Source organism: Nonomuraea sp. NPDC003560 (assembly GCF_042878785.1).
In the GTDB taxonomy this organism is placed as follows: Bacteria; Actinomycetota; Actinomycetes; order Streptosporangiales; family Streptosporangiaceae; genus Nonomuraea.
The window spans coordinates 538,379-564,118 of the sequence record NZ_JBIAOF010000004.1 but is presented as its reverse complement, the minus strand read 5'-3'; the positions used below and the strand labels follow the sequence as shown (position 1 = coordinate 564,118).

General features: G+C 72.1%; 27 protein-coding genes. 13 read left to right on the top strand and 14 right to left on the bottom strand.

Features of this window, described 5'->3' with window-relative positions; all coding sequences use genetic code 11:
* Positions 1-15 precede the first annotated feature (15 nt).
* The 4 genes from ACFYUV_RS18780 to ACFYUV_RS18765 all read right to left on the bottom strand — a co-directional run bounded on the left by ACFYUV_RS18780 (position 16) and on the right by ACFYUV_RS18765 (position 4,340).
* Positions 16-1,377 carry a phenylacetate--CoA ligase family protein gene (locus tag ACFYUV_RS18780; protein WP_387669889.1) on the bottom strand — a complete coding sequence of 454 codons (1,362 nt, stop codon included), beginning with the start codon at positions 1,375-1,377 and terminating at the stop codon, positions 16-18.
* 271 nt (positions 1,378-1,648) lie between these two features.
* Positions 1,649-1,954, bottom strand: a complete 306-nt coding sequence (locus ACFYUV_RS18775) for a CHAT domain-containing protein (protein ID WP_387670377.1) — start codon at positions 1,952-1,954, stop codon at positions 1,649-1,651.
* 272 nt (positions 1,955-2,226) lie between these two features.
* The gene (locus tag ACFYUV_RS18770) at positions 2,227-2,883 is read right to left on the bottom strand and encodes a response regulator transcription factor (RefSeq protein WP_358293127.1); all 657 of its coding nucleotides are present in this window, start codon (positions 2,881-2,883) and stop codon (positions 2,227-2,229) included.
* Positions 2,880-4,340, bottom strand: a complete 1,461-nt coding sequence (locus ACFYUV_RS18765) for a sensor histidine kinase (RefSeq protein ID WP_387669887.1) — start codon at positions 4,338-4,340, stop codon at positions 2,880-2,882. The genes ACFYUV_RS18770 and ACFYUV_RS18765 overlap by 4 nt, the downstream gene beginning before the upstream one ends.
* Before the next feature lie 176 nt (positions 4,341-4,516).
* On the opposite strand from ACFYUV_RS18765, the gene lon reads away from it, so the two are divergent.
* Positions 4,517-6,877 carry an endopeptidase La gene (gene lon / locus ACFYUV_RS18760; protein ID WP_358293121.1) on the top strand — a complete coding sequence of 787 codons (2,361 nt, stop codon included), beginning with the start codon at positions 4,517-4,519 and terminating at the stop codon, positions 6,875-6,877.
* Positions 6,878-7,006: 129 nt separating this feature from the next.
* On the opposite strand, the gene ACFYUV_RS18755 is transcribed toward lon, so the two are convergent.
* Positions 7,007-7,426, bottom strand: a complete 420-nt coding sequence (locus ACFYUV_RS18755; RefSeq protein WP_387669886.1) for a MarR family winged helix-turn-helix transcriptional regulator — start codon at positions 7,424-7,426, stop codon at positions 7,007-7,009.
* A gap of 39 nt (positions 7,427-7,465) precedes the next feature.
* Between ACFYUV_RS18755 and ACFYUV_RS18750 the strand changes: the two genes are divergently transcribed.
* The 8 genes from ACFYUV_RS18750 to ACFYUV_RS18715 all read left to right on the top strand — a co-directional run bounded on the left by ACFYUV_RS18750 (position 7,466) and on the right by ACFYUV_RS18715 (position 15,335).
* On the top strand, positions 7,466-8,278 hold the full coding sequence (locus tag ACFYUV_RS18750) for an SAM-dependent methyltransferase (RefSeq protein ID WP_387669884.1): 813 nt from the start codon (positions 7,466-7,468) through the stop codon (positions 8,276-8,278).
* A gap of 298 nt (positions 8,279-8,576) precedes the next feature.
* On the top strand, positions 8,577-9,539 hold the full coding sequence (locus ACFYUV_RS18745; RefSeq protein ID WP_387669882.1) for a methionine ABC transporter ATP-binding protein: 963 nt from the start codon (positions 8,577-8,579) through the stop codon (positions 9,537-9,539).
* On the top strand, positions 9,536-10,192 hold the full coding sequence (locus tag ACFYUV_RS18740) for a methionine ABC transporter permease (RefSeq protein WP_352329100.1): 657 nt from the start codon (positions 9,536-9,538) through the stop codon (positions 10,190-10,192). The genes ACFYUV_RS18745 and ACFYUV_RS18740 overlap by 4 nt, the downstream gene beginning before the upstream one ends.
* A 10-nt stretch (positions 10,193-10,202) precedes the next feature.
* Entirely contained in the window at positions 10,203-11,030 is an 828-nt protein-coding gene (locus ACFYUV_RS18735; RefSeq protein WP_387669880.1) for a MetQ/NlpA family ABC transporter substrate-binding protein, read from the top strand.
* Positions 11,031-11,159: 129 nt separating this feature from the next.
* Positions 11,160-12,695 (top strand): AMP-binding protein, encoded by a 1,536-nt coding sequence (locus tag ACFYUV_RS18730; RefSeq protein ID WP_387669878.1) that lies wholly within the window; start codon positions 11,160-11,162, stop codon positions 12,693-12,695.
* A gap of 69 nt (positions 12,696-12,764) precedes the next feature.
* Positions 12,765-13,253, top strand: coding sequence for a DUF5946 family protein (locus ACFYUV_RS18725; protein WP_387669876.1), 489 nt, complete (start codon positions 12,765-12,767; stop codon positions 13,251-13,253).
* 93 nt (positions 13,254-13,346) lie between these two features.
* Complete coding sequence (locus ACFYUV_RS18720) at positions 13,347-13,613, top strand: hypothetical protein (protein WP_387669875.1); 267 nt, start codon at positions 13,347-13,349, stop codon at positions 13,611-13,613.
* Positions 13,614-14,099: 486 nt separating this feature from the next.
* Positions 14,100-15,335: a S1C family serine protease gene (locus ACFYUV_RS18715; RefSeq protein ID WP_387669874.1), complete on the top strand. Its 1,236-nt coding sequence runs from the start codon at positions 14,100-14,102 to the stop codon at positions 15,333-15,335.
* Between the two features lie 70 nt (positions 15,336-15,405).
* Here the strand turns inward: ACFYUV_RS18715 and ACFYUV_RS18710 are convergent, their stop codons facing one another.
* The 8 genes from ACFYUV_RS18710 to ACFYUV_RS18675 all read right to left on the bottom strand — a co-directional run bounded on the left by ACFYUV_RS18710 (position 15,406) and on the right by ACFYUV_RS18675 (position 23,406).
* Positions 15,406-16,146 (bottom strand): ABC transporter permease, encoded by a 741-nt coding sequence (locus ACFYUV_RS18710; RefSeq protein WP_364333811.1) that lies wholly within the window; start codon positions 16,144-16,146, stop codon positions 15,406-15,408.
* Entirely contained in the window at positions 16,139-17,032 is an 894-nt protein-coding gene (locus tag ACFYUV_RS18705) for an ABC transporter ATP-binding protein (RefSeq protein ID WP_387669873.1), read from the bottom strand. Before ACFYUV_RS18705 ends, ACFYUV_RS18710 begins: the two co-directional genes overlap by 8 nt.
* Entirely contained in the window at positions 17,029-17,352 is a 324-nt protein-coding gene (locus tag ACFYUV_RS18700; RefSeq protein ID WP_352328377.1) for a transcriptional regulator, read from the bottom strand. Before ACFYUV_RS18700 ends, ACFYUV_RS18705 begins: the two co-directional genes overlap by 4 nt.
* Positions 17,349-17,969, bottom strand: coding sequence for a hypothetical protein (locus ACFYUV_RS18695; protein WP_387669872.1), 621 nt, complete (start codon positions 17,967-17,969; stop codon positions 17,349-17,351). The genes ACFYUV_RS18700 and ACFYUV_RS18695 overlap by 4 nt, the downstream gene beginning before the upstream one ends.
* 81 nt (positions 17,970-18,050) lie before the next feature.
* Positions 18,051-19,730, bottom strand: a complete 1,680-nt coding sequence (gene cydC / locus ACFYUV_RS18690) for a thiol reductant ABC exporter subunit CydC (protein ID WP_387669871.1) — start codon at positions 19,728-19,730, stop codon at positions 18,051-18,053.
* A complete protein-coding gene (gene cydD, locus ACFYUV_RS18685; RefSeq protein ID WP_387669869.1) occupies positions 19,727-21,454 on the bottom strand; it encodes a thiol reductant ABC exporter subunit CydD in 1,728 nt (575 codons plus the stop codon). Before cydD ends, cydC begins: the two co-directional genes overlap by 4 nt.
* Before the next feature lie 7 nt (positions 21,455-21,461).
* Positions 21,462-22,226 carry a cytochrome d ubiquinol oxidase subunit II gene (locus tag ACFYUV_RS18680; protein ID WP_364333798.1) on the bottom strand — a complete coding sequence of 255 codons (765 nt, stop codon included), beginning with the start codon at positions 22,224-22,226 and terminating at the stop codon, positions 21,462-21,464.
* Between the two features lie 10 nt (positions 22,227-22,236).
* Entirely contained in the window at positions 22,237-23,406 is a 1,170-nt protein-coding gene (locus tag ACFYUV_RS18675) for a cytochrome ubiquinol oxidase subunit I (protein WP_387669868.1), read from the bottom strand.
* A gap of 89 nt (positions 23,407-23,495) precedes the next feature.
* Here ACFYUV_RS18675 and ACFYUV_RS18670 point away from each other — a divergent pair, with 89 nt between their 5' ends.
* Positions 23,496-23,855: a helix-turn-helix transcriptional regulator gene (locus ACFYUV_RS18670; protein ID WP_387669867.1), complete on the top strand. Its 360-nt coding sequence runs from the start codon at positions 23,496-23,498 to the stop codon at positions 23,853-23,855.
* Here ACFYUV_RS18670 and ACFYUV_RS18665 read toward each other — a convergent pair.
* Positions 23,847-24,530 carry a permease prefix domain 1-containing protein gene (locus tag ACFYUV_RS18665; RefSeq protein WP_387669866.1) on the bottom strand — a complete coding sequence of 228 codons (684 nt, stop codon included), beginning with the start codon at positions 24,528-24,530 and terminating at the stop codon, positions 23,847-23,849. The two genes, ACFYUV_RS18670 and ACFYUV_RS18665, sit on opposite strands and share 9 nt — an antisense overlap.
* A 104-nt stretch (positions 24,531-24,634) precedes the next feature.
* Here ACFYUV_RS18665 and ACFYUV_RS18660 point away from each other — a divergent pair, with 104 nt between their 5' ends.
* The 3 genes from ACFYUV_RS18660 to ACFYUV_RS18650 are packed head-to-tail and all read left to right on the top strand — an operon-like array spanning position 24,635 to position 25,735.
* The gene (locus tag ACFYUV_RS18660; protein WP_387669864.1) at positions 24,635-24,988 is read left to right on the top strand and encodes a VOC family protein; all 354 of its coding nucleotides are present in this window, start codon (positions 24,635-24,637) and stop codon (positions 24,986-24,988) included.
* A complete protein-coding gene (locus ACFYUV_RS18655; RefSeq protein WP_358293072.1) occupies positions 24,985-25,311 on the top strand; it encodes a metalloregulator ArsR/SmtB family transcription factor in 327 nt (108 codons plus the stop codon). The genes ACFYUV_RS18660 and ACFYUV_RS18655 overlap by 4 nt, the downstream gene beginning before the upstream one ends.
* Positions 25,304-25,735, top strand: a complete 432-nt coding sequence (locus tag ACFYUV_RS18650; protein WP_387669862.1) for an SRPBCC domain-containing protein — start codon at positions 25,304-25,306, stop codon at positions 25,733-25,735. The genes ACFYUV_RS18655 and ACFYUV_RS18650 overlap by 8 nt, the downstream gene beginning before the upstream one ends.
* Positions 25,736-25,740: the final 5 nt, after the last annotated feature.

Below are 25,740 nucleotides of genomic sequence, written 5' to 3'. Positions count from 1 at the left end.
TTGGGCCTGAACCCCTCAGCGGGTGTACCGGTGCTTGGCTCCGGGCGGGAAGTACTCCGGGTCCCCGGCCTCACGCAACCGGATGAACGGCATCTGCTGCGCCACCGGCACATAGTTCGCGAACTCGCTGTTCAGCCGCAGGAGCTGGGCCAGGATCGAGGCGCCCACCGCCTGGGCGACCTCGTCGGCAGGCTTCTCGCCGGGCATCAGCTCCACCGTGACCGTCAGGTGCCGGTCGTGGTCGGCGTCCTCGGCCGCCTCCATCACGAACTTGCCCGTCACCGATCCGCTGACCTCCGGCTGCTCCAGCCCGACCGCGATGTTCTCCGGGTAGACGTTCGCGCCGTAGTACGACAGCGTGAAATGGCTCCGGCCGAACACGTAGACGAACGGATGCCGCGGGCCGGCGACGTCCGACCGGAAACCGTGCCGCTCGGCGAACTCCAGCATGCGCTCGTACGGGATCACGCCGCCCTCGTCGGCGATGTGGTACCGGATCAGCGGCACGCCGTTGTCGCCGGAGAACAGCAGCGTGCCCTCGTGCTCCTCGAAGAAGCGCACCCCCGGGTCGTACTGCACCAGGGTCGGCAGCCGGGACTCCCCGAACAGCTCCCTGGCCGTGTCCGGGCGGCCGGACAGGAACCGGCGCAGCTCGACCGAGAGCGGCGTCTCGTTGCCGAGCACCCCGGCGTCCGCGGTGCCGTACAGGGAGGCGATCCCGCGCACGGGGTCGGCGATCCCGGCCCGCTCGGCCACCAGCGTGCGCCACTCCTCGCTGAACACCTCGCCCGCCGTGACCAGCTTGACGTTCCAGTCGGCCCAGGGGAGCGGCTCGGTGTCGATGACGTTCTTCAGGAACGGCGGATAGCCCAGCAGGACCACCTGGTCGAAGTGCGGCGCCAGCTCCGGCAGCACCCGGGCGATCTCCCGGCGGTCGGTGCCTGGCGCGACGACGGTGATCGGGTAGCCGCGTTCGGCCAGGTGACGACAGCACTCGATGGTGAACAGGCCGCCCACCCAGGTGCCCAGGGCGAAACAGACCACGGCCAGCGTACGGCGTTCGCGGGCCCCGAAGGAGTCCCGGAAGACCTCCTCGAAGCGGGACGCGATCACCCGCTCGTCCGCCACCGAGCGCGGCCAGAACGACGGCGTGCCGGTCGAGCCCGAGGACACGGCGATCATGTCCCCGATCACGCCGTCCCGGCAGAGGTCGGGGAGCGGGTGACGGCGGATGTAGGTGTCCTTGGACGTCATCGGCAGCCGGCTGAAGCGCTCCAGATCGGTGACGTCCGCCGGGTCGACACCGTGCTCGGCCAGGAACGAACGGTAGGCGGGCACGGTGGCGGCCACCTGATGGAAGAGCTCAAGGGGATCCATGGGGCACGCGCGGCCGACCGCCCGGAACCCTGCGCCCCGGACCAGCCCCCACGCCTCCTCCCTCCAAGAATCGATCGTCTCCAGCCCCCATGGTGACACCACTCCTCGCCCGTCCTCACCGTCCGAGCGGCGGTCACGCCTTGGGTGTACCGCGTCGCCTCGCGTCCAGGGGATGACACCGTCGCATGTCGGCCGCCCATGGCCCGCGAAGGGAAACTGCGCCGTAAGGGCCAGGGGCGTGCCATGAGGTCAGGACTTGCCGGCATGGGGGTCAGGGGCCGTGGTGGACGAGTGCCGCCCATAGATCAGGTCTGTCCGGGTGGGTACGGCGTAGGTCGCGCATGACGCGGTGCAGCACGCGGGCGGCGTCGTCCGCGTCCGGTCCGGGCAGGCCGCGGTAGAACTCGCGGGCGACCGCCGCGGCCGTCGCGTCGTCGAGTGGCCACAGACTGCCGACGACATGGCGGAAGCCGACCATCTGAAACACGGACGCGAGATGGATGGACTCGTTGGCGTGGAAGATCCCGCTGAAGGCGGTCGAGCAGGCCGACAGGTAAGCCAGTTCGGCCTGGTCCAGGGGCAGTGCGGCTCGCTGTGCCTCTCGGCTTCGCCGTTCCCGTAGGCATCCCTCGTGCCGCCGTTTCCCTGTGCCGGCTGACCTGGTCGTCGGCGTACCGCCGTCCTCCCGTTCCGGCCGGTGGGGCGTCCCGGGGGCTTGCCGGCTCGCCGTGCCCTTGGCGGCGCCGTACTCGTACGTTGGGCTCTTGTGGTGTCGTGCTGTGGCGCTTGGTACCGCCCCGGCCTCATGTCCGTCCGTGTTCCAGCGCTGGGTGTCTGTTCGGGGACGGGTTACTCGCCGGGGCGGACGAGGCCGGTTTCGTAGGCGAAGACGATGGCCTGGGCGCGGTCGCGCAGCCCGAGTTTGGTCAGCACGCGGCCCACATGTGTCTTGACCGTCTGCTCGGCCACGAACAGCTTCTGGGCGATCTCCTGGTTGGACATCGCCTGGGCGACCAGGATGAGCACCTCCGTCTCGCGTTCGGTCAGCTCCTCCGGACGCCTCCCCGACGGCGGACGGGGCCCGCCCAGCCGGGCGAACTCGTGGATCAGCCGCTTGGTGATGGCCGGCGCGATGAGCGCGTCGCCGGCGGCGACCACGCGAACGGCCTCGGCGAGCTGGGCCGCCGAGGCGTCCTTGAGCAGGAACCCGCTGGCCCCCGCCCGCAGCGCCTCGTAGACGTAGTCGTCGAGGTCGAACGTGGTCAGGATGAGCACCTTCGACGCCGGGCACGCCGCCAGCACCTCCCGGGTCGCCTCCAGCCCGTTCATGACCGGCATGCGCACGTCCATCAGCACCACGTCGGGGCTCAGCGCGACGGCCCGCGTCACCGCCTCACGGCCGTCGGCCGCCTCGCCCACGACCTCGATGTCCGGCTGGCCGCTCAGGAACACGGTGAACCCCGTGCGGACCATCCCCTGGTCGTCGGCGATCAGCACGCGGATCACGCGGCGCCCTCCCTCTCCTCGACCGGCAGCCCTGCGGCCGGCCCGCTTGACGACTCGACCGGCGGTTCCGTCGGCAACGCGGCGCTCACCTGGTAACCGCCGCCGCGCGTGGGCCCGGCGTCGAGCGTGCCGCCGAGCAGCGCCGCGCGTTCCCGCATGCCCACCAGCCCCTGGCCCGCGCCGGGCGCCGCCGCGGGGGAGCGGCCGGGGCCGTTGGCGACGCGCAGGCGCAGCGTGCCGGCGTCGGCGGTGATCTCCACGGTGACGCTCGACCCCGGCGCGTGCCGCATGGCGTTGCTGAGCGACTCCTGCACGATCCGGTACGCCGACAACCCCACCGCGGGCGACAGCCGCCCGATCGGGCGCCGCCGGTCGACCGCCACGGTCAGCCCCGCGTTGCGGGCGTTGGCCACCAGCTCCTCCAGCCGGTCGAGGCCGGGCTGCGGCGCGGTGTCGGTGCGGCCCTCGGGGGCGCGCAGCACGCCGAGGACCTGGCGCAGCTCGTTGATGGCCTCCAGGGACAACGCGCGGATCTCGGCCAGCCCCGCCTCCAGCTGGGACGCGTCGCCCGCGGCCCTGAGCGGCACGGCCTCGGCCTGGATGGCGATCACCGACATGTGGTGGGCCACCACGTCGTGCAGCTCGCGGGCGATGCGGGCGCGCTCCTCCAGCACCGCCTGCGCGCCCTCGGCCTGCCGGGTGCGCCGCTCCTCCTCGATGAGCAGGGCCGTGGCGTTGCGCCGGGCGCGCACGTTGTAGCCGAACAGCAGCACGACCACGGCCACGCCGGCCACCACCGGCGTCGAGTCGACGTCGACGGCCAGGCACAACAGGACGGTGAGGATCCCGGCCCCCACCGTGATCCGCCGATCGCAGCGCACGGCCACGGAATAGAGCGCCAGCAGGTATGCCACCCCCACCGCGACCGGGTAGGGCGCGTAGCCCTCGTCCTGCCCGATCGTGAGGCTGGCGCAGACGGCGACGGGGGTCAGCACGGCGGCCGCCCGCCAGGCCGCCAGCGGCCACCGGTTGCGCAGCACCACGGGCAGGCCGGCGGCCAGGGCCGCGAGGACGACGGCGCCGCCCCAGAGCGGCGCGGGATCGCCGGGCGTGGCGGCGGCCCGCTCGTTCCACTCCTGGGTCGTGGACAGCGTCACGCCGAACAGCTCCACGCCCAGCAGGAGCTCGGCGATCTGCAACAGGCTGTACGTCTTCACCGGGACCAGCGCCGCCAGCCATCGGGGCACCGGCATCCGCCGCCACCGGGAACGCGGCCGGGACGGGGGATCGGCGCTGCCCGTCAGCAACGCGAGCGTGAAGGGCCGCAGCACGGCCAGCGAGGCCCGCCACAGCGCCACGGCGAACCGCCCGGCCGCTCCTCCGGACGACTCCGGAGGGCCGGTGCGCGCGTCGCCCCTGGAGGCGAGGGGCGCGGGGCGCCGGGCACGGTGATTCACCTGGTCAAGAATACGGAAAGGCGGGCGGCCGGACGTCAGACCAAGGTCTGATCCTGACGTCACCCTCAGGTATCACTTACAACATTACGATCGCCGTGAGCGAACATCGGCAAGGTTGGGAACAACAGCGCGCTCCAATGAATTGAGTCGGTATAACTCAACCCTTTGGAGTTCGCATGAGTGAGAGCTTGATCCTCCCGGTCCTGCCGCTCGACGACGAGGTCGTCCTGCCGGGCATGGTGGTTCCGCTGGACCTGTCCGACTCCGAGGTGCGTGCTGCGATCGACGCGGCCCGCGCGTCCGGTGGTAACAAGCCGCGGGTCCTCCTCGTTCCCCGGATCGACGGCCGTTACGGCGCCGTCGGCGTCCAGGCCGTGATCGAGCAGGTCGGAAGGTTGCCCGGCGGTGAGCCCGCCGCCGTGGTCCGCGGCGTCAACCGCGTGCGCGTGGGCACCGGCACCACCGGCCCCGGCGCCGCACTGTGGGTCGAGGCCGACACGATCGACACGGTTCCGGCCGGCGAGCGCGCCCAGGAGCTGGCCAAGGAGTACAAGGCCCTGGCCACCACCATCCTGCAGAAGCGCGGCGCCTGGCAGGTCGTCGACCAGGTCAACCAGATCGACGACCCCTCGGTGCTGGCCGACAGCTCCGGCTACACCCCGTGGCTGACCACCGCCCAGAAGGTCGAGCTGCTGGAGGCCGCCGACCCGGCCGACCGCCTGGCCAGGCTCATCGAGTGGTCCCGCGAGCACCTCGCCGAGCTCGACGTCGCCGAGACGATCCGCAAGGACGTCCAGGAGGGCATGGAGAAGCAGCAGCGTGAGTTCCTGCTGCGCCAGCAGCTCGCCGCCGTCCGCAAGGAGCTGAAGGAGCTCAACGGCGACACCGCCGAGAGCGAGGAGGAGGACTACCGGGCCCGCGTCGAGGCCGCCGACCTGCCGGAGAAGGTGCGCGAGGCCGCACTCAAGGAGGTCGACAAGCTGGAGCGCACCTCCGACCAGTCCCCGGAGGGCGGCTGGATCCGCACCTGGCTCGACACGGTGCTCGACATCCCGTGGAACGAGCGTACCGAGGACAACTACGACATCGCGGGCGCGCGGGCCGTGCTCGACGCCGACCACACGGGCCTCGACGACGTCAAGGACCGCATCATCGAGCACCTCGCCGTGCGCAAGCGCCGCCAGGACAAGGGCCTCGGCGTGGTGAGCGGCCGGCGCAGCGGCGCCGTCCTGGCGCTCGCCGGTCCTCCCGGGGTCGGCAAGACGTCCCTGGGCGAGTCGGTGGCGCGCGCGATGGGCCGCAAGTTCGTCCGGGTCGCGCTCGGCGGCGTACGCGACGAGGCCGAGATCCGCGGGCACCGGCGCACCTACGTCGGCGCCCTGCCCGGCCGCGTCGTCCGGGCCATCCGCGAGGCCGGCTCGATGAACCCGGTCGTCCTGCTCGACGAGGTCGACAAGGTCGGCGCCGACTACCGCGGCGACCCCACGGCGGCGCTGCTGGAGGTCCTCGACCCGGCCCAGAACCACACCTTCCGCGACCACTACCTCGAGGTCGAGCTCGACCTGTCCGACGTGCTGTTCCTGGCCACGGCCAACGTGCTGGAGGCCATCCCCGGCCCGCTGCTCGACCGCATGGAGGTCGTCACCCTCGACGGCTACACCGAGGACGAGAAGGTCGCCATCGCCCGCGACCACCTGCTGCCCAGGCAGCTGGAGCTCGCGGGGCTGACCTCCGAGGAGGTCAAGGTCGACGACGGCGCGCTGCGGCGGCTGGCCGGCGAGTACACCCGCGAGGCCGGCGTGCGCTCGCTGGAGCGGGCGGTCGCCAGGATCCTGCGCAAGGTGGCGGCCAAGGACGAGCTGCCCGTCACGGTCGGCCCCGACGACCTGGTCGGCTACATCGGCAGGCCGCGGTTCGTGCCGGAGTCGTCGCTGCCCGAGTCCACCCAGCGCACCTCCGTGCCGGGCGTGGCCACGGGCCTGGCGGTGACCGGGGCCGGCGGCGACGTCCTCTACGTGGAGGCGTCGCTGGCCGACCCGGAGACCGGAGAGACCGGCCTGACCCTGACCGGCCAGCTCGGCGACGTGATGAAGGAGTCGGCCCGGATCGCGCTGTCCTACCTGCGCTCGCACGGCGCGGAGCTGGAGCTGCCGGTCACCGCGCTGAAGGACCGCTCGGTCCACGTGCACTTCCCCGCGGGCGCCGTCCCCAAGGACGGTCCCTCGGCGGGCGTGACGCTGACGACCGCGCTGGCCTCGCTCCTGTCGGGCCGCCAGGTCCGCGCCGACGTCGCCATGACCGGTGAGATCTCGCTGACCGGGCGCGTCCTGCCGATCGGCGGCGTCAAGCAGAAGCTGCTGGCCGCCCATCGGGCGGGCATCACCACGGTGCTCATCCCGGCCCGCAACGAGCCCGACCTGGACGACGTGCCCGAGGAGGTGCGCAACGAGCTGACCATCCACGCGGTCAGCGACGTGCGCGAGGTCCTCGACATCGCGCTGACCCCGGCCGAGGTCGCCACCACGGTCGCGGCCTGACGCCGCGCCCGGTGGCTGCCCCGGCGCCGCCCCGCCGCCTCCGGCTCCCTGGATGCGGCGGGGCGGCTCCATGTACGGGGGCCTGAACGAACGGCGCGCGAGGGGCCGGGAACGAGCCGGTGAATCGGGTCAGTCGGTGAGCAGCAGCGACTCCAGTTCCGCCAGCAGCGTCATGACCCGGGCCGCGCGTTCGGGGTCGTCGCCGACCGCCGCGCGCACCGCCTCCTCCACCGGCCTGGCCGCCCGGCGGTGGACCGCGGCCAGCGCCGGTTCCGTCAGCGTGACCAGGGTGCGCCGCCCGTCGCCGGGGTCGGGTTCGGTCCGGACGAGGCCGCGCTCGCGCATCCGGGCCACCGAGGCCGACACGTGGCTCTGGACGAAGCCCGTCCTGGCCTGGATCTCGCCGACGGTGCCGCCCGGGTGGCGCAGCACGTCCTCGAAGACGGCCTCCTCGCCGGGGGTGAGGGGCGGGCCCTTGGTCTCGCCGGCCGCCGTCTTCGACAGCTCCACCAGCCGTCGTCCGAGCCTGCGCAGTCGTGCCACGTTCATGATGGCCGATTGTATCGCTGGAGATGTATCGTCAGCGATATGAATGGGGTGGCGAGGACGGCGGTGGGCGCGGCCCGGTTACGGGCGCGCGAGAGTGAACGGCCCGACCGGCTGTTCGAGGACCCGTACGCGGGCGCCTTCGTGGCGGCCGCGGACTCCGGGTCGCTGGACGCGGGGCGGGGGAGCGGAGCGGGTGATCTCTTCAGCGCCCACCTGGTGTTCAGGACCAGGTTCTTCGACGACCATCTGAGCGGTTCCGGCTGCGACCAGGTCGTCCTGCTGGCCGCCGGGCTCGACGCCCGCGCCTTCCGGCTCGACTGGCCGCCGGGCGTGCGGTTGTTCGAGCTCGACCTGCCCGAGCTGCTGGCGTTCAAGGAGGGCGTGCTGCGCGGGCTGGCCGCGACGGCGCGGTGCGAGCGCGTCCCGGTGCCGGTGGACCTGCGCGAGGACTGGCCGGGCAGCCTGCGCGCGGCCGGGTTCGACCCGGCGCGGCCGACGGCCTGGCTGATCGAGGGCCTGCTGATCTACCTGAGCCCGGCCGAGGCCGGGCGGCTGCTCGACGGCGTGCGCGCGCTGTCGGCCGCGGGCAGCAGGCTCGCCTTCGAGCACGATCCGGCCGCGGCCGCCGTGCTCGCCGAGCGGGTGCGCACGATGCCCGAGCTGCGGCGGATCGCCACCCTCTGGAAGGGCGGCCCGGGCGCGGACGCCGTCGCCCGGCTGACGGCCCGCGGCTGGCGGACGCGTACGGTAGAAGCCGCGGCCCTCGCCGCCCGGTACGGCCGCCCCGCCCCGCGCGGCGGTTTCCTCACCGCGGTGCTGAGTGACGCAGATCACCACAATTCCCCGGAATAGGAGTATGTAAAGGCGGCGTTAGCACCGGCGTGAACGAGGCATACGCGAACGACCACCGCGCCCACCGGGACGCCATGTGTTGTCGCATGCGTATGGGGCGAATGCCGGCCCGTTAGAGACCAGATCCCCGCCCGTTCTCCTCGAAGGTCACCATGATCCACACTTTCTGCTTCGTGCTGCGCAGGCTGAGCCACCTGCCGTTCCCTCCGGGCAGCCACTAGATCCCACCGCTCCGACGGTGATGTTCGTGTAAGGAAGCGGCCCGCCACCCGGCCGCTCTCACTCGTGGGGAAATTTCGTGATCCAGGCTTCCGGCCTGCGCAAGCAGTACGGCCAGACCGTCGCGCTCGACGGCGTCGACCTGCATGTGCGCGAGGGCGAGATCTACGGCGTGCTCGGCCAGAGCGGCGCCGGCAAGAGCACGCTGCTGCGCTGCGTCAACCTGCTCGAACGCCCCACCGCGGGCACGGTCACCGTCGCCGGGCAGGACCTGACCGCACTGCCCGGCCGCGAGCTCAACCGCGCCAGGCAGCGCATCGGCATGATCCACCAGCACTTCGCGCTGCTGTCCTCGCGCACGGTGGCCGGCAACGTCGCCTTCCCGCTGGAGGTCATGGGCGTGCCCAGGGCCGAACGGCAGCGGCGCGTGGCCGAGCTGCTCGACCTCGTCGGCCTCCAGGGACGCGGCGGCGACCGCCCTCACCAGCTCTCCGGCGGTCAGAAGCAGCGCGTCGGCATCGCCAGGGCGCTGGCGGGCAACCCGTCGGTGCTGCTGTCGGACGAGGCCACCTCCGCGCTGGACCCGGCCACCACCCAGTCGATCCTCGCCCTGCTCAAGCGGCTCAACGCCGAGCTGGGCCTGACGATCCTGCTCATCACCCACGAGATGAACGTCGTCAAGAGCGTCTGCGACTCGGTCGCGATCATGGCCGGGGGCCGCGTCGAGGAGTCGGGGGCGATCGCCGACCTCATCAGGACCCCCGGATCCCGCCTGACCAGGGAGATCTTCCCGCTGCCCGAGCCGGCTCCGGCCGGTTCCGTCACGCTCACCTTCACCGGTGACCCGGGCCGTCCGCTGGTCTCGGAGATGGCGCGCAAGTTCGACGTGGACGTCAACATCCTCGGCGGCTCGATCGAGGAGCTGGCCGGCGGTTCGGTCGGCCGCCTGCGCGTGGCGCTGACCGGCGCGGAGACGTCCTCGGCGCTGTCGTTCCTGCGGGAGTCGGGGTTGCTCGTCGAAGTCGCGGGGGAGGCCGCATGACCTGGGAAGAGATCGCGCCGCTGCTGTGGCCGGCCACGTGGGAGACCGCCCAGATGGTGGGCTGGGCCACGCTGTTCACCGTGCTGTTCGGGCTGCCGCTCGGCGTGGCGCTGGTGGCCTTCGACCGGGACGGGCTGCGCCCGCTGCCGGCGTTGAAGTCCGTGCTGGGGATCGTCGTCAACATCGGGCGGTCGCTGCCGTTCATCGTGCTGATGATCGCGATCATCCCGTTCACCCGGCTCGTCATCGGGACCACGATCGGCACCGCGGCCGTGGTGGTGCCGCTGACCGTGGGGGCCGTGCCGTTCTTCGCCCGGCTGGTCGAGACGGCGTTGCGCGAGGTCGGCACCGACGTCGTGCAGGCCGCGCAGGCCATGGGGGCGAGCCGGACCGCCATCGTGCGCAAGGTCCTGCTGCCCGAGGCGCTGCCGGGCCTGGTGTCGGGGCTGACCGTCACGATCGTCGCGCTCATCGGGTACTCGGCCATGGCGGGCACCGTCGGCGGCGGCGGGCTCGGCGACCTGGCCGTGCGCTACGGCTACCAGCGGTTCGAGACGCTCGTGATGATCGTGACCGTCGTCCTGCTCATCGTCATCGTGCAAATTCTGCAGAGTCTGGGCGACTGGGTCGCTCGGCGCATTTCACATAAGTAAGGGAAAAATCATGAAGATTCGCTCGATATTGGGTGCTGCTGCGCTGTCCCTGTTGCTCGCCGCATGCGGTACGTCGCAGTCCGCGACCATCACCCCCGCCGCCGAGTCGGCCGACACGGTGCTGAAGGTGGGCGCGAGCCCCGTTCCGCACGGCGAGATCCTGAAGTTCGTCAAGGACAACCTGGCCCCGGCGGCCGGGCTGAAGCTGGAGATCGTCGAGTTCACCGACTACGTCCAGCCGAACGTGCAGCTCGACGAGGGCCAGCTGAACGCCAACTTCTTCCAGCACAAGCCCTACCTGGACGACTTCAACGCCTCCAAGGGCACCAAGCTGAGCTTCGTCACCCCGGTGCACCTGGAGCCGCTCGGCCTGTACTCCAAGAAGATCACCGCGCTGTCGGCGCTGGCGGACGGGGCCACCGTGGCCGTTCCCAACGACGCCACGAACCTCGGCCGCTCGCTCAAGCTGCTCGCCGACAACGGCCTGGTCAAGCTCAAGGACGGCGCGGGCACCGCGGCCACCGAGCGCGACGTCACGGACAACCCCAAGAAGCTGCAGTTCAAGCCCCTTGAGGCGGCCCAGCTCCCGCGCTCGCTCGACGACGTGGACGCCGCGGTGATCAACGGCAACTACGCCATCGAGGCCGGGCTCAAGCCCGCGAGCCAGGCGCTGGTGCTGGAGAAGACCGAGGGCAACCCGTACGTCAACGGGCTCGTCGTCCAGGCCGGCCACGAGAAGGACGCCAACATCGTCACCCTCGGCAAGCTGCTCCAGGACCCGAAGGTCAAGGACTTCATCAAGCAGAAGTACGAGGGCTCGGTGATCCCCGCCGAGTGATCCGCGCCGAGTGATCCGCGCCGAGTGATCCCGGCGTCGGCCGACGCCGAAGCCGCGGCTTCCCCACCGGGGAGCCGCGGCTTCGGCGCGCCCTAGCGCCGCCGCCGACGGACCGAATACTGTTCTAATATGTACCCGGGAGCCATCGCAGCCGTCACCCCCGACAAGCCCGCTGTGATCATGGCGGGCTCCGGGCAAATCCTCACCTACCGCGAGCTCGAAGAGGAGTCCAACCGCCTGGCCCACGCCTTCCGCGCGGCCGGGCTCAGGCCCGGCGACCACGTCGCCTTCATGCTCGCCAACCACCCGCTCTTCCTGGCCGTCGCCTGGGCCGCGCACCGCGCGGGCCTGTACTACACGCCGATCAGCTCCCGCCTGCAGACCGACGAACTCGCCTACATCGTGGACAACTGCGGCGCCCGGGTCTTCATCTCCAGCGCGAACCTGGCGGAGGTGGCCACCTCGATCACCGACGCCACACCGCGCGTGGAACTGCGGCTCATGCTCGACGGCCGCGCCGAGGGCTTCGCCTCCTACGAGGAGACGGTGGCCGGCTGCCCGGTCACCCCGATCGCCGACGAGTGCCAGGGCGCCGACATGCTCTACTCCTCCGGCACGACCGGGCGTCCGAAGGGCGTCAAGGTGGCCGCCTCGCTGGCCCCGCTGGCCGAGTCGAACACGCTGGTCCGGCTCATCCAGGCGCTGTTCGCGCCGTCGGCCGACAGCGTCTACCTCTCGCCCGCGCCGCTGTACCACGCCGCGCCGCTGCGCTACTGCCTGTCCTTTCAGCGGCTCGGCGCCACGGTGGTGGTGATGGAGCGCTTCGACCCCGAGGAGTACCTGCGGCTGGTCGAGCGGTACGGGGTGACGCACTCGCAGCTCGTCCCGACGATGTTCATCAAGATGCTGAAGCTGCCGGAGGAGACCCGGAAGAAGTACGACCTGTCGTCGCTGGTCTGCGCCATCCACGCCGCCGCGCCGTGTCCCGTGCCGGTCAAGGAGCAGATGATCTCCTGGTGGGGGCCGGTGATCCACGAGTACTACGCGGGCACCGAGGGCAACGGCTTCCTCTACGTCGGCTCCCAGGACTGGCTGGAGCACAAGGGCACGGTCGGCCGCTCGCTGCTCGGCGTCGTGCACATCTGCGACGAGGAGGGCGAGGACCTGCCGCCGGGCGAGCACGGCACGGTCTACTTCGAGAACGGCGCCCGCTTCGAGTACCACGGCGACCCCGACAAGACCCGCTCGGCGCAGGACCCGAAGGGCCGGGGCTGGACCACCCTCGGCGACATCGGCTACCTGGACGCCGACGGTTTCCTGTACCTCACGGACCGCCGCTCGTACATGATCATCTCGGGTGGGGTGAACATCTACCCACAGGAGGCCGAGAACGTGCTGGCCGTGCATCCCAAGGTGGCCGACGTGGCCGTGTTCGGCGTACCGGACGAGGAGATGGGGGAGCAGGTCAAGGCCGTGGTCCAGGCGATGACGGCGGCGGAGGCGGGTCCGGCACTGGAGGCGGAGCTGATCGCGTACTGCCGGGAACATCTGGCCCACTACAAGTGCCCGAAGTCGGTCGACTTCCGGGACGAGCTCCCGCGCCACCCGACCGGCAAACTCTACAAACGCCTCCTGAGGGACGAATACTGGCCCGCCCGCACCTGACCGCCCCGGCCGCCCGGGTCGAGGTCGGTGCCTCGACAGCGCCGCTTCCGGCCGCCTAGGGTGCGGGGCATGACGGACCGTCCGATCGTGGCCCGGTGCGAGTGCGGCGCGGTCGCCGGACCGCTGGGCGCCTGCGTGGACTACTACCACGCCGTCCTGGCAGAGGAGCAGGGCGATCCCGGCATGTACAGGTGGCACGCGGTGGTGGTCTGCGCGTACTTCCTGCAGCATCCGTCCGGGGCGCACCCGAAGTACCTCGACGGCCAGTTCCGCCAGTTGCAGCTCTGCCTGGACCGGGGCCTGGACGCGCTGCTGCGCGTGGGAGCCCGCCAGGTGGCCAGGAACAGGCACGGGACGCGGCCGGTCCACGACCTGGAACCGTTGTCGGCGTACGCGCCGCTCCCGCCGGGCGGGCCGCCCCGGCACTTCCGCGCCACGTTCAGCGACCTCCCGGTCCGCGACGGCAGCTTCGTGTCCGACGGCCATCCCGCCTACGGCCGGCGCATCGAGACGATCGCCGCAGCCACGGTGGAGTCCTGGCGCTCCCTCCAGACCTGACCCCGCCCGGGGCGGATGCCGTGGCCCCTCGTTAACGGATCGGGGACCCGGCAGCTATCGGATTTTGATCTCGGAATGGCAGCCTCTCGACCCGTGACCTCTTCAGCAGGCGAGCCCGCCGACGACCAAGTCCCCGTCCAGATCCCCGTCCTCGTGGCGTCCACCGGGGGGGACGGTGACCCCGCCACGGCGGTGCGCGTGGTCGGCAACGTGGCCATCCTTCTGGGCTTGGCGCTGTCGGTGCTCACCATCGTCACGCCGTGGCAGGACGAGCCCACCGCGTGGCTGCTCGTCTACCTGGTGATCGCCCTGGGCGGCTTCGCCCTGCGCATCGAAGCGGCCGTCCGCGCCCGCCGCTGACCGCCCCTGCCGGTGTACGAAGAGCGCATCACGCCGCAGAATGGGGGCATGCGCCAGGAGGCAGATCGCGGCGTCGCGGGCTCGGCGGGCTCACGAGCGGCACTCGGCGCCATCCCGCCGCTGCGCCCATGAGTCACCGCCTACGGCCCGCCCGACCAGGAGTCGTTCATGCATTTCGGACCCACCGTGATCCTCGCGATGCTGGTCGTCCTCGTCGTCATGGCGCTGGTCGTGGGAGGGATCGTGGTCGCGGCGGTGAGGCTGGCGAACCGTGACCGCCGCCGGTGAACCCACCCCCGGCTGCGCCGCACCCCGTACGAACGTGGTTTGTAGATTCTTTTCTGCTTTTGTGAGCCGAAGTCCGGGCGGTGAGCAGCGCAGATAAGGTGTGAGTGAGTCGTCTCACAGAGTTCCGATCAGCGCCTTAACCAGCTCTTACGTCCCTCTTGGCACCCTTGAGCCATAGGGACTTGAGGGAGATGACAGATGAACGCGAACGAGCCTCGCGAGCAGGGCACCGGTGGGTGGAGCCAGTTCGGCGCCACCCCGCCGGCCGCCGGGGGCTTCCCCCGGCGGGACACGATCGTCATGGAGCAGCCGCCTCCTCCTCCGCCGTCCACCCCCGTCAAGGCGCGGCTCAACGCCGGGCAGAAGGCCGTCGCCGGGCTCGCGCTGGCCGCGATGGCCATCGGCGGCGGTGTCGTGGGGGCCGCCGTCGCGACCGCGTTCCAGCCCGAGCCGCAGCAGGTGGTCAGCGCGCCGAGCCCGGTGCTCAGGGCCGCCTCCAACCAGCTCTCCACCGCTGAGGTGGCCGAGCGGGTGCAGCCGTCGGTGGTCATGATCCAGGGGCAGACGGGCGAGGGGTCGGGGGTCGTGCTGTCCGAGGACGGCCTCATCCTCACCAACAACCACGTGGTCGTCGGCGCCTCGCAGGGCGGGGGTCAGATGACGGTCAAGTTCAGCGACGGGAAGACGGCCAAGGCCAAGGTCGTGGGCACCGACCCGGCCACCGACCTCGCGGTCATCAAGGCCGAGGACGTCTCGGGCCTGACCAAGGCCACGCTGGGCGACAGCGACCAGCTCAAGGTCGGCGACGACGTGCTGGCCATCGGCAGCCCCCTCGGCCTGGACGGGTCGGTCAGCAGGGGCATCGTCAGCGCCCTGAACCGTACGCTCAAGCTGGGCGGCGAGCAGCGTCAGCAGCTTCCCCCCGGGTTCGGCGGCGAGCAGCAGCAGGCCCCGGTGGAGGGCACCACCATCGGCGACGTCATCCAGACCGACGCCGCGATCAACCCCGGCAACTCCGGCGGCGCGCTGGTGAACGCGGCGGGCGCGCTCGTCGGCATCAACACCGCCATCGCCTCCGACGCGGCCGGCGGCGGCGTCGGCTTCGCGATCCCGGTCAACACCGCCAAGCAGGTCGCCGAGCAGCTCATCAAGAGCGGCAAGGTCAGCCACGCCTTCCTCGGCGTGAGCGTCACCGACGCCACCGGCGACGTGCCCGGCGCGCTGATCCGGCAGGTGACCGCGGAAAGCCCGGCGGCCAGGGCCGGGCTGCAGGAGGGCGACCTCATCACCAAGATTGGGGACACACCTGTTGACTCAGGCGATACCGTTGTTGGACAGGTCAGAGGTTTCAAACCGGGCCAACAGGTCAAGATCACATATATGAGGGACGGTCGGTCCGCGGAGGCCACCGTGACCCTCCAAGAGAAGAAGTAAACACAAGGACCCCCTCCCGGAGACGGGTGTGCCGTTGAGATCGCTGCGGACTCGGCGGCACACCCCCCCATCAGGCGAAACGCCGGCCCTCGTCGCGGCGGTACGCCCACGTCGCGGCGGCCGCCGCGATCACCGTCCAGACGCCCAGCATGATCAGCGCGATGCCGTCAGGGCGGGCCCCCGAGATGGCCGCCCAGATCAGCTCGGCCGCGCCCCTGGACGGAACGTACGGCGAGACGGCCTCCACGATGTCCGGCAGGATCTGCGGCGGCAGGATCAGCCCGCCCACGATCGCCACGGGGAAGAAGACGATCTGCGCCACCGCGAGCGCCGCCTTCGACGGCAGCGTCAGGCCGAGGAACAGGCCGATCAGCATGAACGGCACCCCTCCGCCGACCAGCGCGGCCAGTCCCAGGGCCAGCCGGACCGGCGTGATGACCGCCTCGGTCAGCAGGGCCGCGACCACCAGCACCGGCACCACCGACAGCAGCATGAGGACCACCGTCGAGACCATCCGCCCGGCCAGGCGCGGGAACGGCCCGGCGGGCAGCGTGCGCGTGTAGGGGTCCCACGGCTGCTCGCGATCCTGCGAGACCGACGCGCTGAGCCCGATCACCGCCGAGGACATGGCGCCGAAGAACATCAGCGCCCCCGTCGCCGACGTCGCCGCCGCCGGGTCGCCGCCCGCGAACGGCACCACGAACGCCAGCATCGAGATGGCCGGGAACATGGAGCTGGCCAGGATCCCGATGGGCACCCTGAACTGCTCGACGAGCTGCAGCCGGGTGTGGGCGACGATCAGGCTAGACATGCGCGCTCTCCTTGGGGGGCGAGGTCGAGGTGATGGTGAGGAAGGCCTCCTCCAGCGTGGTCGGCCTGACCTCCAGCCCCGAGAACGGGATGCCGCTGCGCACCAGCTCGACCACCAGCCGGTCGGGATCGGTGGTCAGCAGGCTGACGCGGCCGTCCTGGCGTTCGGTGCTGAGCACGCCGGGCAGCTCGGGCAGGTCCCCGGCGTCGAGCGAGACGCGCCGCACCCCCACCATGTCGCGCACGGCCCGCACGGTGTCGTCGGCCAGGACGCGTCCCTGCCCGACGACGACCACGCGCTGGGCCAGCGCCTCGATCTCCTCCAGGTAGTGGCTGGTCAGGACGACCGTGCCGCCTTCGGCGTGGAAGGCCTGGATGCCGTCCCAGAGGGTGCGCCTGGCCTCGACGTCGAGACCGGTGGTCGGCTCGTCCAGGAACACCAGGCGCGGCCGGCCGGCGAAGGCCAGGGCCACGGCCAGGCGCCGCTTCTGGCCGCCGGACAGCCCGCCCACCTGCCGCTTGACCAGGTCGCTCAGGCCGAAGCGGTCGAGCAGTTCGTCCCTGCCGAGCGCGTCGGGGAAGTGGGCGCGCACGAAGTCGGCGATCTCGCCGACCCGCAGCGACTCGGGCAGGCCGGTCTCCTGCGGGGTCACGCCGATGCCCCGGCGGATGACGGGATCCTGAGGGGAGCCGCCGAACAGCTCGACCGTGCCGGAGGTCGGGCGGCGCAGCCCGACGAACAGGTTGATCAGGGTGGACTTGCCCGCGCCGTTCGGGCCGAGCAGGCCGACCAGCTCTCCTGCCCGGATGTCGAGCGAGACGCGGTCGAGCGCGAGCACGTCCCCGTAGCGGCGGGTGACCTCCACCGTTCTGGCGAGGGCCGTCATGGGGTTCCTCCAGCGTTGTCGAGCAAGGCGCGGATCGCCTTGGTGTAGTCCTCGAAGGCCAGCCGTCCGCGCTGGGTGAGCGCGACGTAGGTGACGGGGGTGCGGCCCTTGTGGGTCTTGGTGATGCGGACGTAACCGGCGTCCTCCAGCTTGGTCAGGTGCACCGAGAGATTGCCGGCCGTCATCCCGAGCAGGTCCTTCAGCGAGGGGAAGGCGATCTCGTCGCGCCCGCCGAGGGTGTTGAGCGTGGCGACCACCCGCAGCCTGGCCTGTGCGTGGATCACCGGGTCGAGCTCGGGGACGGCCCCGTCGGGGCTCACATCCGCCGCCGCAGCACGACGCCGGCCGCGATGTAGCCGCCGCCGGTCAGCACGGCCGTCAACAGCGCGTGCCAGCCGGCGCCGAGCATGACGCCCACGCCGTTGACCACCGCCGCCCACACGCCGACGAAGAACATCGGCCAGTACGTCCAGATCGCGCCGCCGGCCATGTAGAGCAGCGCGACGAGCATCATGAACCCGCCGCCCCACAGCAGGCCGCTCTCGGTGGCCGGGAGCTGGGGGCTGAGGCGGATGGCGAGCACCGTCATGGAGACCAGGCCGGCCGCCCAGGCGTAGCCGTACATCATGCCCTTGGCCGAGGTCTCGCCGCGGACCTGCGCCCCCATCTTCACCATGCCGAAGATCGCGATCGCCCCGGCCAGCGACATGCCCGCGAACAGCACCATGAGCGCCTGCGGGCGGGAGATCGGCGCGTAGGGGACGCCGTCGAGGCCGTAGTGCAGGAACAGCGCCGTGAAGCCGAGCAGCCAGGCCACGCCCCAGGGCACGTAGAGCAGCACCGGGTCGCCGTGCAGGCGCCGGACCGTGGCGGAGCGCTGCTGCTCGATCAGCCGCAGCGTCTCCTCGGGAGTACGCGCCCGATCGTCGTCAACCATGCCAACTCCTCTTACCCGCAAACAGGTTTGCATCATAAACCTGATGGCGACGCAAACTCAAAGCGAGGGCAAGAGGAACGGCTACCGCCGGGTCAGCGCCTCGGACTCCCACAGGTCGCGGTAGTACCCGGGCACCGCCACCAGCTCGTCGTGCCGCCCGCGCTGGACGACGCGGCCCTCGTCGAGCACCACGACCTCGTCCACCGACTCCAGGCCCTTGAGCCGGTGGGTCACCAGCACGGTGGTGCGGTCGCGGATGACGTCCAGCAGGTCGGCCATCAGGCGGTCGGCGGTCTCCTCGTCGAGCGCCTCGGCGGGCTCGTCCAGCAGCAGCACGGGCGGGTCGTACAGCAGCGCCCTGGCCAGGGCCAGGCGCTGGAGCTGGCCGCCGGAGACGGTCCTGCCGTCCTCGCCGAGCTCGGCGTCCCAGCCGGTGCGCTCGACCCACGGGCCGAGCCTGGCCTCCCGGACGGCCGCCGTCAGCCGCTCGTCGCCGGCGTCCGGCCCGGCCAGGCGCAGGTTGTCGCGCAGGGTGGTGCGGAAGATGTACGGGTCCTGGGTGAGGCCGGTCATCAGGGTGCGGACGTCGTCGCCGGACAGGTCGCGCAGGTCGGTCCCGTTGACGCGCACGCTTCCCGACTCGGGCTCGACCAGGCGCATCAGCGCGGCCAGCAGCGTGCTCTTGCCCGCCCCGCTCGGGCCCACGATCGCCACCCGGCGGCCCGGGGTCAGGCGCAGGGAGACGCCGTCGAGGGCGGGCCGCGCGGCGTCGGGATGGCGGACGACGAGGTCGTCGACCTCGACCGTCAGGGGAGCCGACGGCACGGGCGCGGGCGCGGCGGGCTCGGTGACGGCCGGCGCGGCGGCGCGGACCTCGCGCAGCCGCCGGATCGCTGCGGTGATCCCGGCCATCCGCTCGCCCGCCGCCGCCAGCGGCAGCACCGGCTCGAACGACACCAGCGCGGTCAGCGCGAGCACCGCCGTCGCGACGGAGCCGGCGCCCGCCCCCTGGGCGAGCAGCACGATGGCCGCCACCGTCAGGCCCTGGGCCAGCGTCCCGACCGCCAGGGCGGCGGCGTGCACGCGCGACTGCCGGCGCTCCAGCGCGGCCAGCGCCTCGTCGGCGGCCAGCGCGCCGGACAGGGCCCGCTCGCCCGCGCCGTAGGCGGCCAGGTCGGCCGAGCCGTGCACGAGGTCGGCCACGCGGGCCGCCAGCGCGGCCCTGGCCGGCGCGATCCGGGCCGACCAGCGGCGCGCGGCGGCGGCGGTCGCGGCGGGCAGCAGCACGCCCGCCACCACGAGCCCGGCCACCAGCACCAGCGCGGTCAGCGGCAGCACGAACAGCCCGATGGCGACCGCGGCCAGCCCGGTCAGCAGCGCCGCGGCGGCCGGGAGCAGCGCGCGGACCAGCAGGTCCTGGACGGCCTCGGTGTCGTCCACCATGCGGCTGAGCAGGTCGGCGCCGCCGTGGCGGGGCCGCTGGGGCGGGACGAGCGCCTGGTAGAGCCGCTCGCGGGTGCCGGCCTGGGCGCGCAGGGCCACGTCGTGGCCGGTGAGCCGTTCGGCGTAGCGGAAGACGCCCTTGCCGGTGGCGAACGCCCTGGTCGCCACGATGGCCACGCTCAGCGCGGCCAGGGACGGCTGCTGCGCGGCCCTGGTGATCAGCCAGGCGGCGGCCGCGATCAGCCCCAGCCCGGCCAGGTCGGCGGCCGCCCCGGCCAGCACGGCCCAGGCCAGCCGGGTGCCCATGCGCCGGTTCATCGCGCGCTCCCCTCGGGAAGGGAGACCGCGCTCTGCGGCTCCCGTTGACCGTCGCCGTCCGGGTGGGCCGGCGGCCGGTCGCGGGTGGTGTCGGCGACGACGCGGCCCTCGTGCACCCGCACGATCCGGTCGGCGAGGTCGATCATCGCGGGCCGGTGGGCGACGATGACGGCGGTGCGCCCCCGCGCCAGCTGCGCGGTGGCGGCCACGACGGCGGCCTCGCTGCGGCCGTCGAGGCGGGCGGTGGGCTCGTCGAGCAGCAGCGCCGTGGCGTCCGGGCGGCAGAAGCCGCGGGCCAGCGCCACGCGCTGCCGCTGGCCGGCCGACAGGTTCGCGCCGCGCTCGCCGACCACGGTGTCGAAACCCTGGGGCAGGCCGTCCACGAAGTCGGCGTGCGCGGCGGCGGCCGCCCGCCGGACCTCCTCCAGGGTGGCGCCGGGCGCGCCCAGCCGGATGTTGTCGGCCACGGAGGTGGCGAACAGGTGGGGCCGCTGCGGCACGTACGTCAGGGCCGCCCGCCAGCTGTCCAGGTCCAGCTCGCGCAGGTCGGCGCCGTCGACCAGGACGCGTCCCTCGGACGGGCGCAGGAAGCCCAGGACCAGGTGGAGCAGGGTGCTCTTGCCGCCGCCGCTCTCGCCGACCAGCGCCACCCGCTGGCCGGGCGCGATGGTGAGCGTCACGTTCTCCAGGGCGGGCTCGTCCCTGCCGGGGTAGCGGACGGTCACGTTCTCCAGGCGGATCTCCGGCGCGCCATGCCCGTCGTACGGGCGGGCCGGGCCGGGCGGGTCGCCGGCGGCCTCGTCCAGGACGGCGAAGGCCGCGTCGGCGGCGGCCACCCCCTCCATGGAGGCGTGGAACCGGGTCCCCATGGCCCGCAGCGGCAGGTACGCCTCCGGCGCCAGCAGCAGCACCAGCAGCGCCGTCGTCAGGTCCAGCGAGCCGCCGAGCAGCCGCAGCCCGATCGGCACCGCCACCAGCGCCAGCGACAGCGACGCGCACAGCTCCAGCACCAGCGACGACAGGAACGCCACCCGCAAGGTGCGCATGGTCGCGCTGCGGTGGGCGTCGGCGACCTGCCGGATGACCGTGGCCTGGTAGCGGGCCCGCCCGAAGGCGCGCAGCGTGGGCAGCCCGCGCACCACGTCGAGGAAGTGCCCGCCGAGCCGCGACAGGGCGTGGAACTGCCGCTCGGTGACGGCCTTGGTCGTCATGCCGACCAGCGCGCCGAAGACGGGGATCAGCGGCAGCGTCACCAGGACGATCACCGCGCTGCCCAGGTCGGCGGCGAACAGCCGGACCAGCACGGCCACCGGCACCACGGCCGCCACCGCGATCGAGGGCAGGTAGCCGGTCAGGTAGGCGTCGAGGCCGTCCAGGCCGCGGCCGGTCAGCGTGACCAGCTCGCCCGACCGGTGACCGGTCAGCCTGGACGGCCCCAGCTCGCCCAGGCGGGCCAGCAGCCGGTGGCGCAGCGCGGACTTCACGCCCGTCGCGGTGCGCCCGGCGAAGACGCCCTGCGTCCAGGCCAGCAGCGCCCGGACGCCCACGACGGCGGCGAGCGCCCCCAGCGCGGCGGCGGTGAACCGGCCCGACAGCACGCCGGCCAGCAGCTCGGCCTGCGCGAGCACGAGCAGCCCGGCGAGCACCGCCGCGACCATGGTGACGGTCAGGTGGCGGCGCACCGAGCGCTCGGCCCGCATGAGCCGCAGAAGATCCTTATGCACGTGGCCTTCAGAAGAACGAGGGGAGCGGGACGGCGCCCTTACCTGGCCGGAAAGTCCGCCATACCCATACTTGCGCGCCCAGCATGATCGGCGCGAACGGCAACGCCATGACACTGAGCACATTCAACGTAGCCGCCGGCGCGCTGTGCTCCAGCAAGTACGGCATGGCCCCCGCCAGCAGGCCGATCGCGGGCAGCGCGGCCACCAGCCCGGACAGCAGCAGCGCCCGCCCCGACCGCACGGCCCCGAACGCGCCCGGCTCCCGCCAGGCCAGGAACGTCCACCCGTGGAAGGCGAACAGCAGCGTCACCAGCACGCCCAGCAGCACCCCGACCGGATTCACCGGCGAGGAGGCGAACCCGGTCGCGGCGGCGTGCAGCGCCATGCCCCACCCGAAGGACAACCCCAGCGACCCGAACGCGATCATCGCGTCCCAGAAGCCGCGCCACCTCGCGCCGTCCAGCCGCCGCCGGAACCACAGCCCGGCGTCGCGCACGATCCAGCTCAGCAGCATGGCCACCACCAGCGGGTAGAGCCCGAACAGCACCTCGCCCTCCAGGCGCGGGTACACCCCGAACAGCGTCCCGGCCACCGCCACCAGCCACACCTCGTTGGCCAGCACGAACGGCGCCATCGCGGCCACCATCCGGTCGCGGTTGCCGCGCGTCCTGCCCAGCACCGGCAGCAGCAGGCCGACGCCGAGGTCGAAGCCCTCCAGGGCGAAGTACCCGGCCAGCAGCACCGCGAAGAACAGGAACCAGATCACTTCCATGTCAGCACTCCTAGTAGCTCAGCGCCGGGGCGGGCTCGGCGCCGGCCGGGACGGCCCCGAGGTCGAGGTCGCGCGGGCCGCGCCGGACGACCCGGGCGATGAGGACGTAGTCGACGACCGCCAGCAGCCCCAGCACGCCGGCGAACCCGATCAGCGAGGCCGTGACCATGCCCGAGGTCAGGCCGGGCGTCAGGGCGTCGGCCACGGTGAGCTTGTGCCAGACCATCCACGGCTGGCGGCCGATCTCCCTGGCCATCCAGCCCAGGATCGCCAGCGCGAACGGCACCGGGGTCATCACGATCAGCACGAGGTGCGTCCACCGCCAGCGCGGCAGCCAGTAGATGAGCGGCAGGAGCACGAACAGCAGCACGAACGCCAGGAGCTGGCCGATCTCGATCATGAGCCCGAGCGGCACCCCGGCGCCCGCGTCGCCGTCGAACTTGCCCTCCTGGACGCCGCCGAACTGCGCGTACCCGAAGCCCAGGGCCAGGAAGGCGCCGACTGCCGCCACGCCGACCCCCGTGCGCAGCGACTTGGTGAAGAACAGCGTCTCGCGGGTGCGCCGCCGCAGCTGGTACGCGCTGGCCCCGGCCAGCACCAGGCCGCCGGTCAGCAGCCCCGCGCCGATGACGTGGGGGAAGGAGAAGACCAGCGTCTTGTTGGTGAGCAGGGCGCCGAAGTCGACCAGCTCCAGCCGGCCGTTCCTGACCACCGAGCCGGCCGGGTTCTGCAGGAAGGAGTTGGCGACCATGATGAAGAACGCGCTGGCGTACGCGGTCAGCGTCACCAGCCAGATGCAGGCCAGGTGCAGCCACTTGGGCAGCCGCCCCCACCCGAAGATCCACAGACCCAGGAACGTGGACTCCAGGAAGAAGGCCACCAGTGTCTCCATGGCCAGCGGCGCGCCGAACACGTCTCCGGCGTAGTGGGACAGCCCGCTCCACGACAGCCCGAACTGGAACTCCATCACCAGGCCGGTGACGATGCCCAGGGCGTAGTTGATGACGTAGATCTGCCCCCAGAACCGCGTCATGCCGCCGTGCAGCGCGCTGCCGGAGAGCACGTGGCGGGTGTGCATGAGCGCCACGACCGGCGCCAGCCCGAGCGTGAGCACGACGAACAGGAAGTGCAGGCTTCCCGTCACGGCGAACTGCGTGCGGGCGAGTTCGAGTACGTCCATTCGATCGACTCCGTTGTTGTGTCTACCTACATATAGGCAGCCTACATGTAGACTGGCTACATGGCGAACGGTTGTCTAGGATCAGGAGCATGAATCCAGACGCGCTGCGCGGGCACATGGACGCGTTGCTGCTCTCGGTGCTGGAGCGGGAGCCGCTGCACGGCTACGCGATCATCGAGGCGCTCCAGGAGCGCAGCGGGGGTGCGCTGAGCGTGCCCACCGGCACCGTCTATCCGGCGCTGCGGCGGCTGGAGCGGGTCGGCTACCTGGCCAGCGAGTGGGCCACGGTGGGCGGGCGCAAGCGGCGCACGTACCGGCTGACCGACCCGGGCAGGAAGCAGCTAGAAGGGGAGCGGTCGGCCTGGCGGGAGTTCACCAGCGTGATCGGCGGCGTGCTCCAGGCCGACACGCGGGCCGACGTACGGGCCGACGCGCCGGCCTCAGGCTGACGGGGCGGCGGCGGGCCGGCGGGTGCGGCTGACCCGCAGGCAGCGCGTGGCGCCGTAGATCTGCAGGCCCCAGAACGCGGTCGTGACCAGGTTCGCCAGGAACGCGGGCAGGTAGCCGGTCATCGTGCCCGGCCCGGGCGGGCTGTAGGACAGCACGAGGCTCATGGCGCCCCCGAGCGGCAGCATGCCCCACACGACGATGCCCAGCGACCTGGTCACCAGGTGCGGACGGCGGATCCAGCGCGCGCCCCGGCCCAGCGCCAGCAGGGCGAGGCCGCCGTACAGGCCGGTGGCGAGCTGGCAGATGTCGAGCAGCTTCGAGATCAGGTGGTACCAGGCCGGACGGCCCACCCACAGCGCCGGGTCGGCGGGGTACGTGCGCCACACCATCGACCACATGAGCGCGGTCAGCGGGACGCTGATGAACAGCAGCAGCCCCAGCCGCCGCCCGGCCACGGCGGTCAGCTCGCTCTGGTAGCCCGGGGCGATCTCGGTGACCGGGCCGAACTCGGCGACCGCCAGCCGCTCGGCCTCGGCGCGGTCGAGGCCGTCGGCCTCCAGGGCGTCGGCGGTGTCGGACAGGCTGTCGCGGGCCTCGACGACCAGGTCGCGCTTCGCGCCGGACGGGCCGGAGAGCGCGCGATCGAGGTCGGCCACGTAGTCGTCGATCCGCATGATCCCAGTTTACGGAGTGAGCCGCCGATGGCCTATCAGGGAAGTCCCCGATATTTCGCGCCGCGACTTGATATGTCGGAAAAATCCTACGTATAGTGTCCGACATGCTGATTTCCGGGATCCTCACCGTCACCGTGCCCGTCGCCGACCAGGCGCGGGCGCTCGACTTCTACACCGGCGTGCTCGACTTCGAGGTGCGCACCGACAACCCGTTCCCCATGGGCCGCTGGCTCACCGTCGCGCCCAAGGGTGCGGCGACCACGCTCCTGCTGGCCTCCTGGTTCCCCGACATGGCCCCCGTCGGCGGGCTCGTGGTGGCCGCGCCCGACCTCGACGCCCTCGCCGCCCGGCTCGCCGCGCACGACGTCGCCTTCGAGGGGCCGAGCGAGCAGGCGTGGGGACGCCAGCTTCTCTTCCAGGACCCCTTCGGCAACGGGTTCGTGGTCAGCCAGGCATGACCGCCGACCACGTCTTCACCGCGCTGGCCAGCCCGGCCCGGCGCGAACTGCTGCGCCTGCTGCTCCAGGAGGGCCCCCAGCCCGCCGGACGGCTGGCCGAGCGCTTCGACATGAGCCGGCCCAGCGTCTCGGAGCATCTCAAGGTGCTCAAGGACGCCGGGCTCGTGGCCGAGGCCCGCAAGGGGCGCGAACGGCACTACCAGCTGGAGGCCGAGCCGCTCATGGAGATCCGCGACTGGCTCACCCCGTACGAGAGGTTCTGGCGCGAGAAGCTGACCGGCCTGTCCGCGCTGCTCGACGAGATGGAGGAAGAGGATGGCTGAGGACCGGACCGCGATCAGGCTGGACGAGTTCCTCAAGCACCCGCCGGCCAAGGTGTGGCGGGCGCTGACCGATCCCGAGCTGATGGCCCGCTGGCTGATGCCCAACGACTTCCGGCTGGAGGTGGGCCACCGGTTCACCTTCACCACCCAGCCCAGGAAGGCGGTGGGGTTCGACGGCACGGTCCACTGCCGGGTGCTGGAGTTCGAGGCGGAGAAGCTGCTGCGGATCAGCTGGAGCGACCGCAAGCAGGCCGACTGGACGGTCACCTGGCGGCTGGTGCCGGAGGGCCGGGGCACCCGGCTGTTCCTCGACCACGAGGGCTTCGACCCCGACGACCCCACCCAGCAGCTCTCCCGCCGGATCATGGGCGGCGGCTGGCCCCGGCACTTCGCCGTCATCGGCGACCTGGCCGCCGCCCTCTGAGCCGG

Bases quoted from the DNA above. Each gene is read 5' to 3' on its own strand.
- ACFYUV_RS18780 (WP_387669889.1), bottom strand. From the start codon at position 1,377: ATGGATCCCCTTGAGCTCTTCCATCAGGTGGCCGCCACCGTGCCCGCC.
- lon (WP_358293121.1), top strand. From the start codon at position 4,517: ATGAGTGAGAGCTTGATCCTCCCGGTCCTGCCGCTCGACGACGAGGTC.
- ACFYUV_RS18755 (WP_387669886.1), bottom strand. From the start codon at position 7,426: ATGAACGTGGCACGACTGCGCAGGCTCGGACGACGGCTGGTGGAGCTG.
- ACFYUV_RS18750 (WP_387669884.1), top strand. From the start codon at position 7,466: ATGAATGGGGTGGCGAGGACGGCGGTGGGCGCGGCCCGGTTACGGGCG.
- ACFYUV_RS18740 (WP_352329100.1), top strand. From the start codon at position 9,536: ATGACCTGGGAAGAGATCGCGCCGCTGCTGTGGCCGGCCACGTGGGAG.
- ACFYUV_RS18735 (WP_387669880.1), top strand. From the start codon at position 10,203: ATGAAGATTCGCTCGATATTGGGTGCTGCTGCGCTGTCCCTGTTGCTC.
- ACFYUV_RS18730 (WP_387669878.1), top strand. From the start codon at position 11,160: ATGTACCCGGGAGCCATCGCAGCCGTCACCCCCGACAAGCCCGCTGTG.
- ACFYUV_RS18725 (WP_387669876.1), top strand. From the start codon at position 12,765: ATGACGGACCGTCCGATCGTGGCCCGGTGCGAGTGCGGCGCGGTCGCC.
- ACFYUV_RS18715 (WP_387669874.1), top strand. From the start codon at position 14,100: ATGAACGCGAACGAGCCTCGCGAGCAGGGCACCGGTGGGTGGAGCCAG.
- ACFYUV_RS18710 (WP_364333811.1), bottom strand. From the start codon at position 16,146: ATGTCTAGCCTGATCGTCGCCCACACCCGGCTGCAGCTCGTCGAGCAG.
- ACFYUV_RS18705 (WP_387669873.1), bottom strand. From the start codon at position 17,032: ATGACGGCCCTCGCCAGAACGGTGGAGGTCACCCGCCGCTACGGGGAC.
- ACFYUV_RS18695 (WP_387669872.1), bottom strand. From the start codon at position 17,969: ATGGTTGACGACGATCGGGCGCGTACTCCCGAGGAGACGCTGCGGCTG.
- cydC (WP_387669871.1), bottom strand. From the start codon at position 19,730: ATGAACCGGCGCATGGGCACCCGGCTGGCCTGGGCCGTGCTGGCCGGG.
- ACFYUV_RS18680 (WP_364333798.1), bottom strand. From the start codon at position 22,226: ATGGAAGTGATCTGGTTCCTGTTCTTCGCGGTGCTGCTGGCCGGGTAC.
- ACFYUV_RS18675 (WP_387669868.1), bottom strand. From the start codon at position 23,406: ATGGACGTACTCGAACTCGCCCGCACGCAGTTCGCCGTGACGGGAAGC.
- ACFYUV_RS18670 (WP_387669867.1), top strand. From the start codon at position 23,496: ATGAATCCAGACGCGCTGCGCGGGCACATGGACGCGTTGCTGCTCTCG.
- ACFYUV_RS18665 (WP_387669866.1), bottom strand. From the start codon at position 24,530: ATGCGGATCGACGACTACGTGGCCGACCTCGATCGCGCGCTCTCCGGC.
- ACFYUV_RS18660 (WP_387669864.1), top strand. From the start codon at position 24,635: ATGCTGATTTCCGGGATCCTCACCGTCACCGTGCCCGTCGCCGACCAG.
- ACFYUV_RS18655 (WP_358293072.1), top strand. From the start codon at position 24,985: ATGACCGCCGACCACGTCTTCACCGCGCTGGCCAGCCCGGCCCGGCGC.
- ACFYUV_RS18650 (WP_387669862.1), top strand. From the start codon at position 25,304: ATGGCTGAGGACCGGACCGCGATCAGGCTGGACGAGTTCCTCAAGCAC.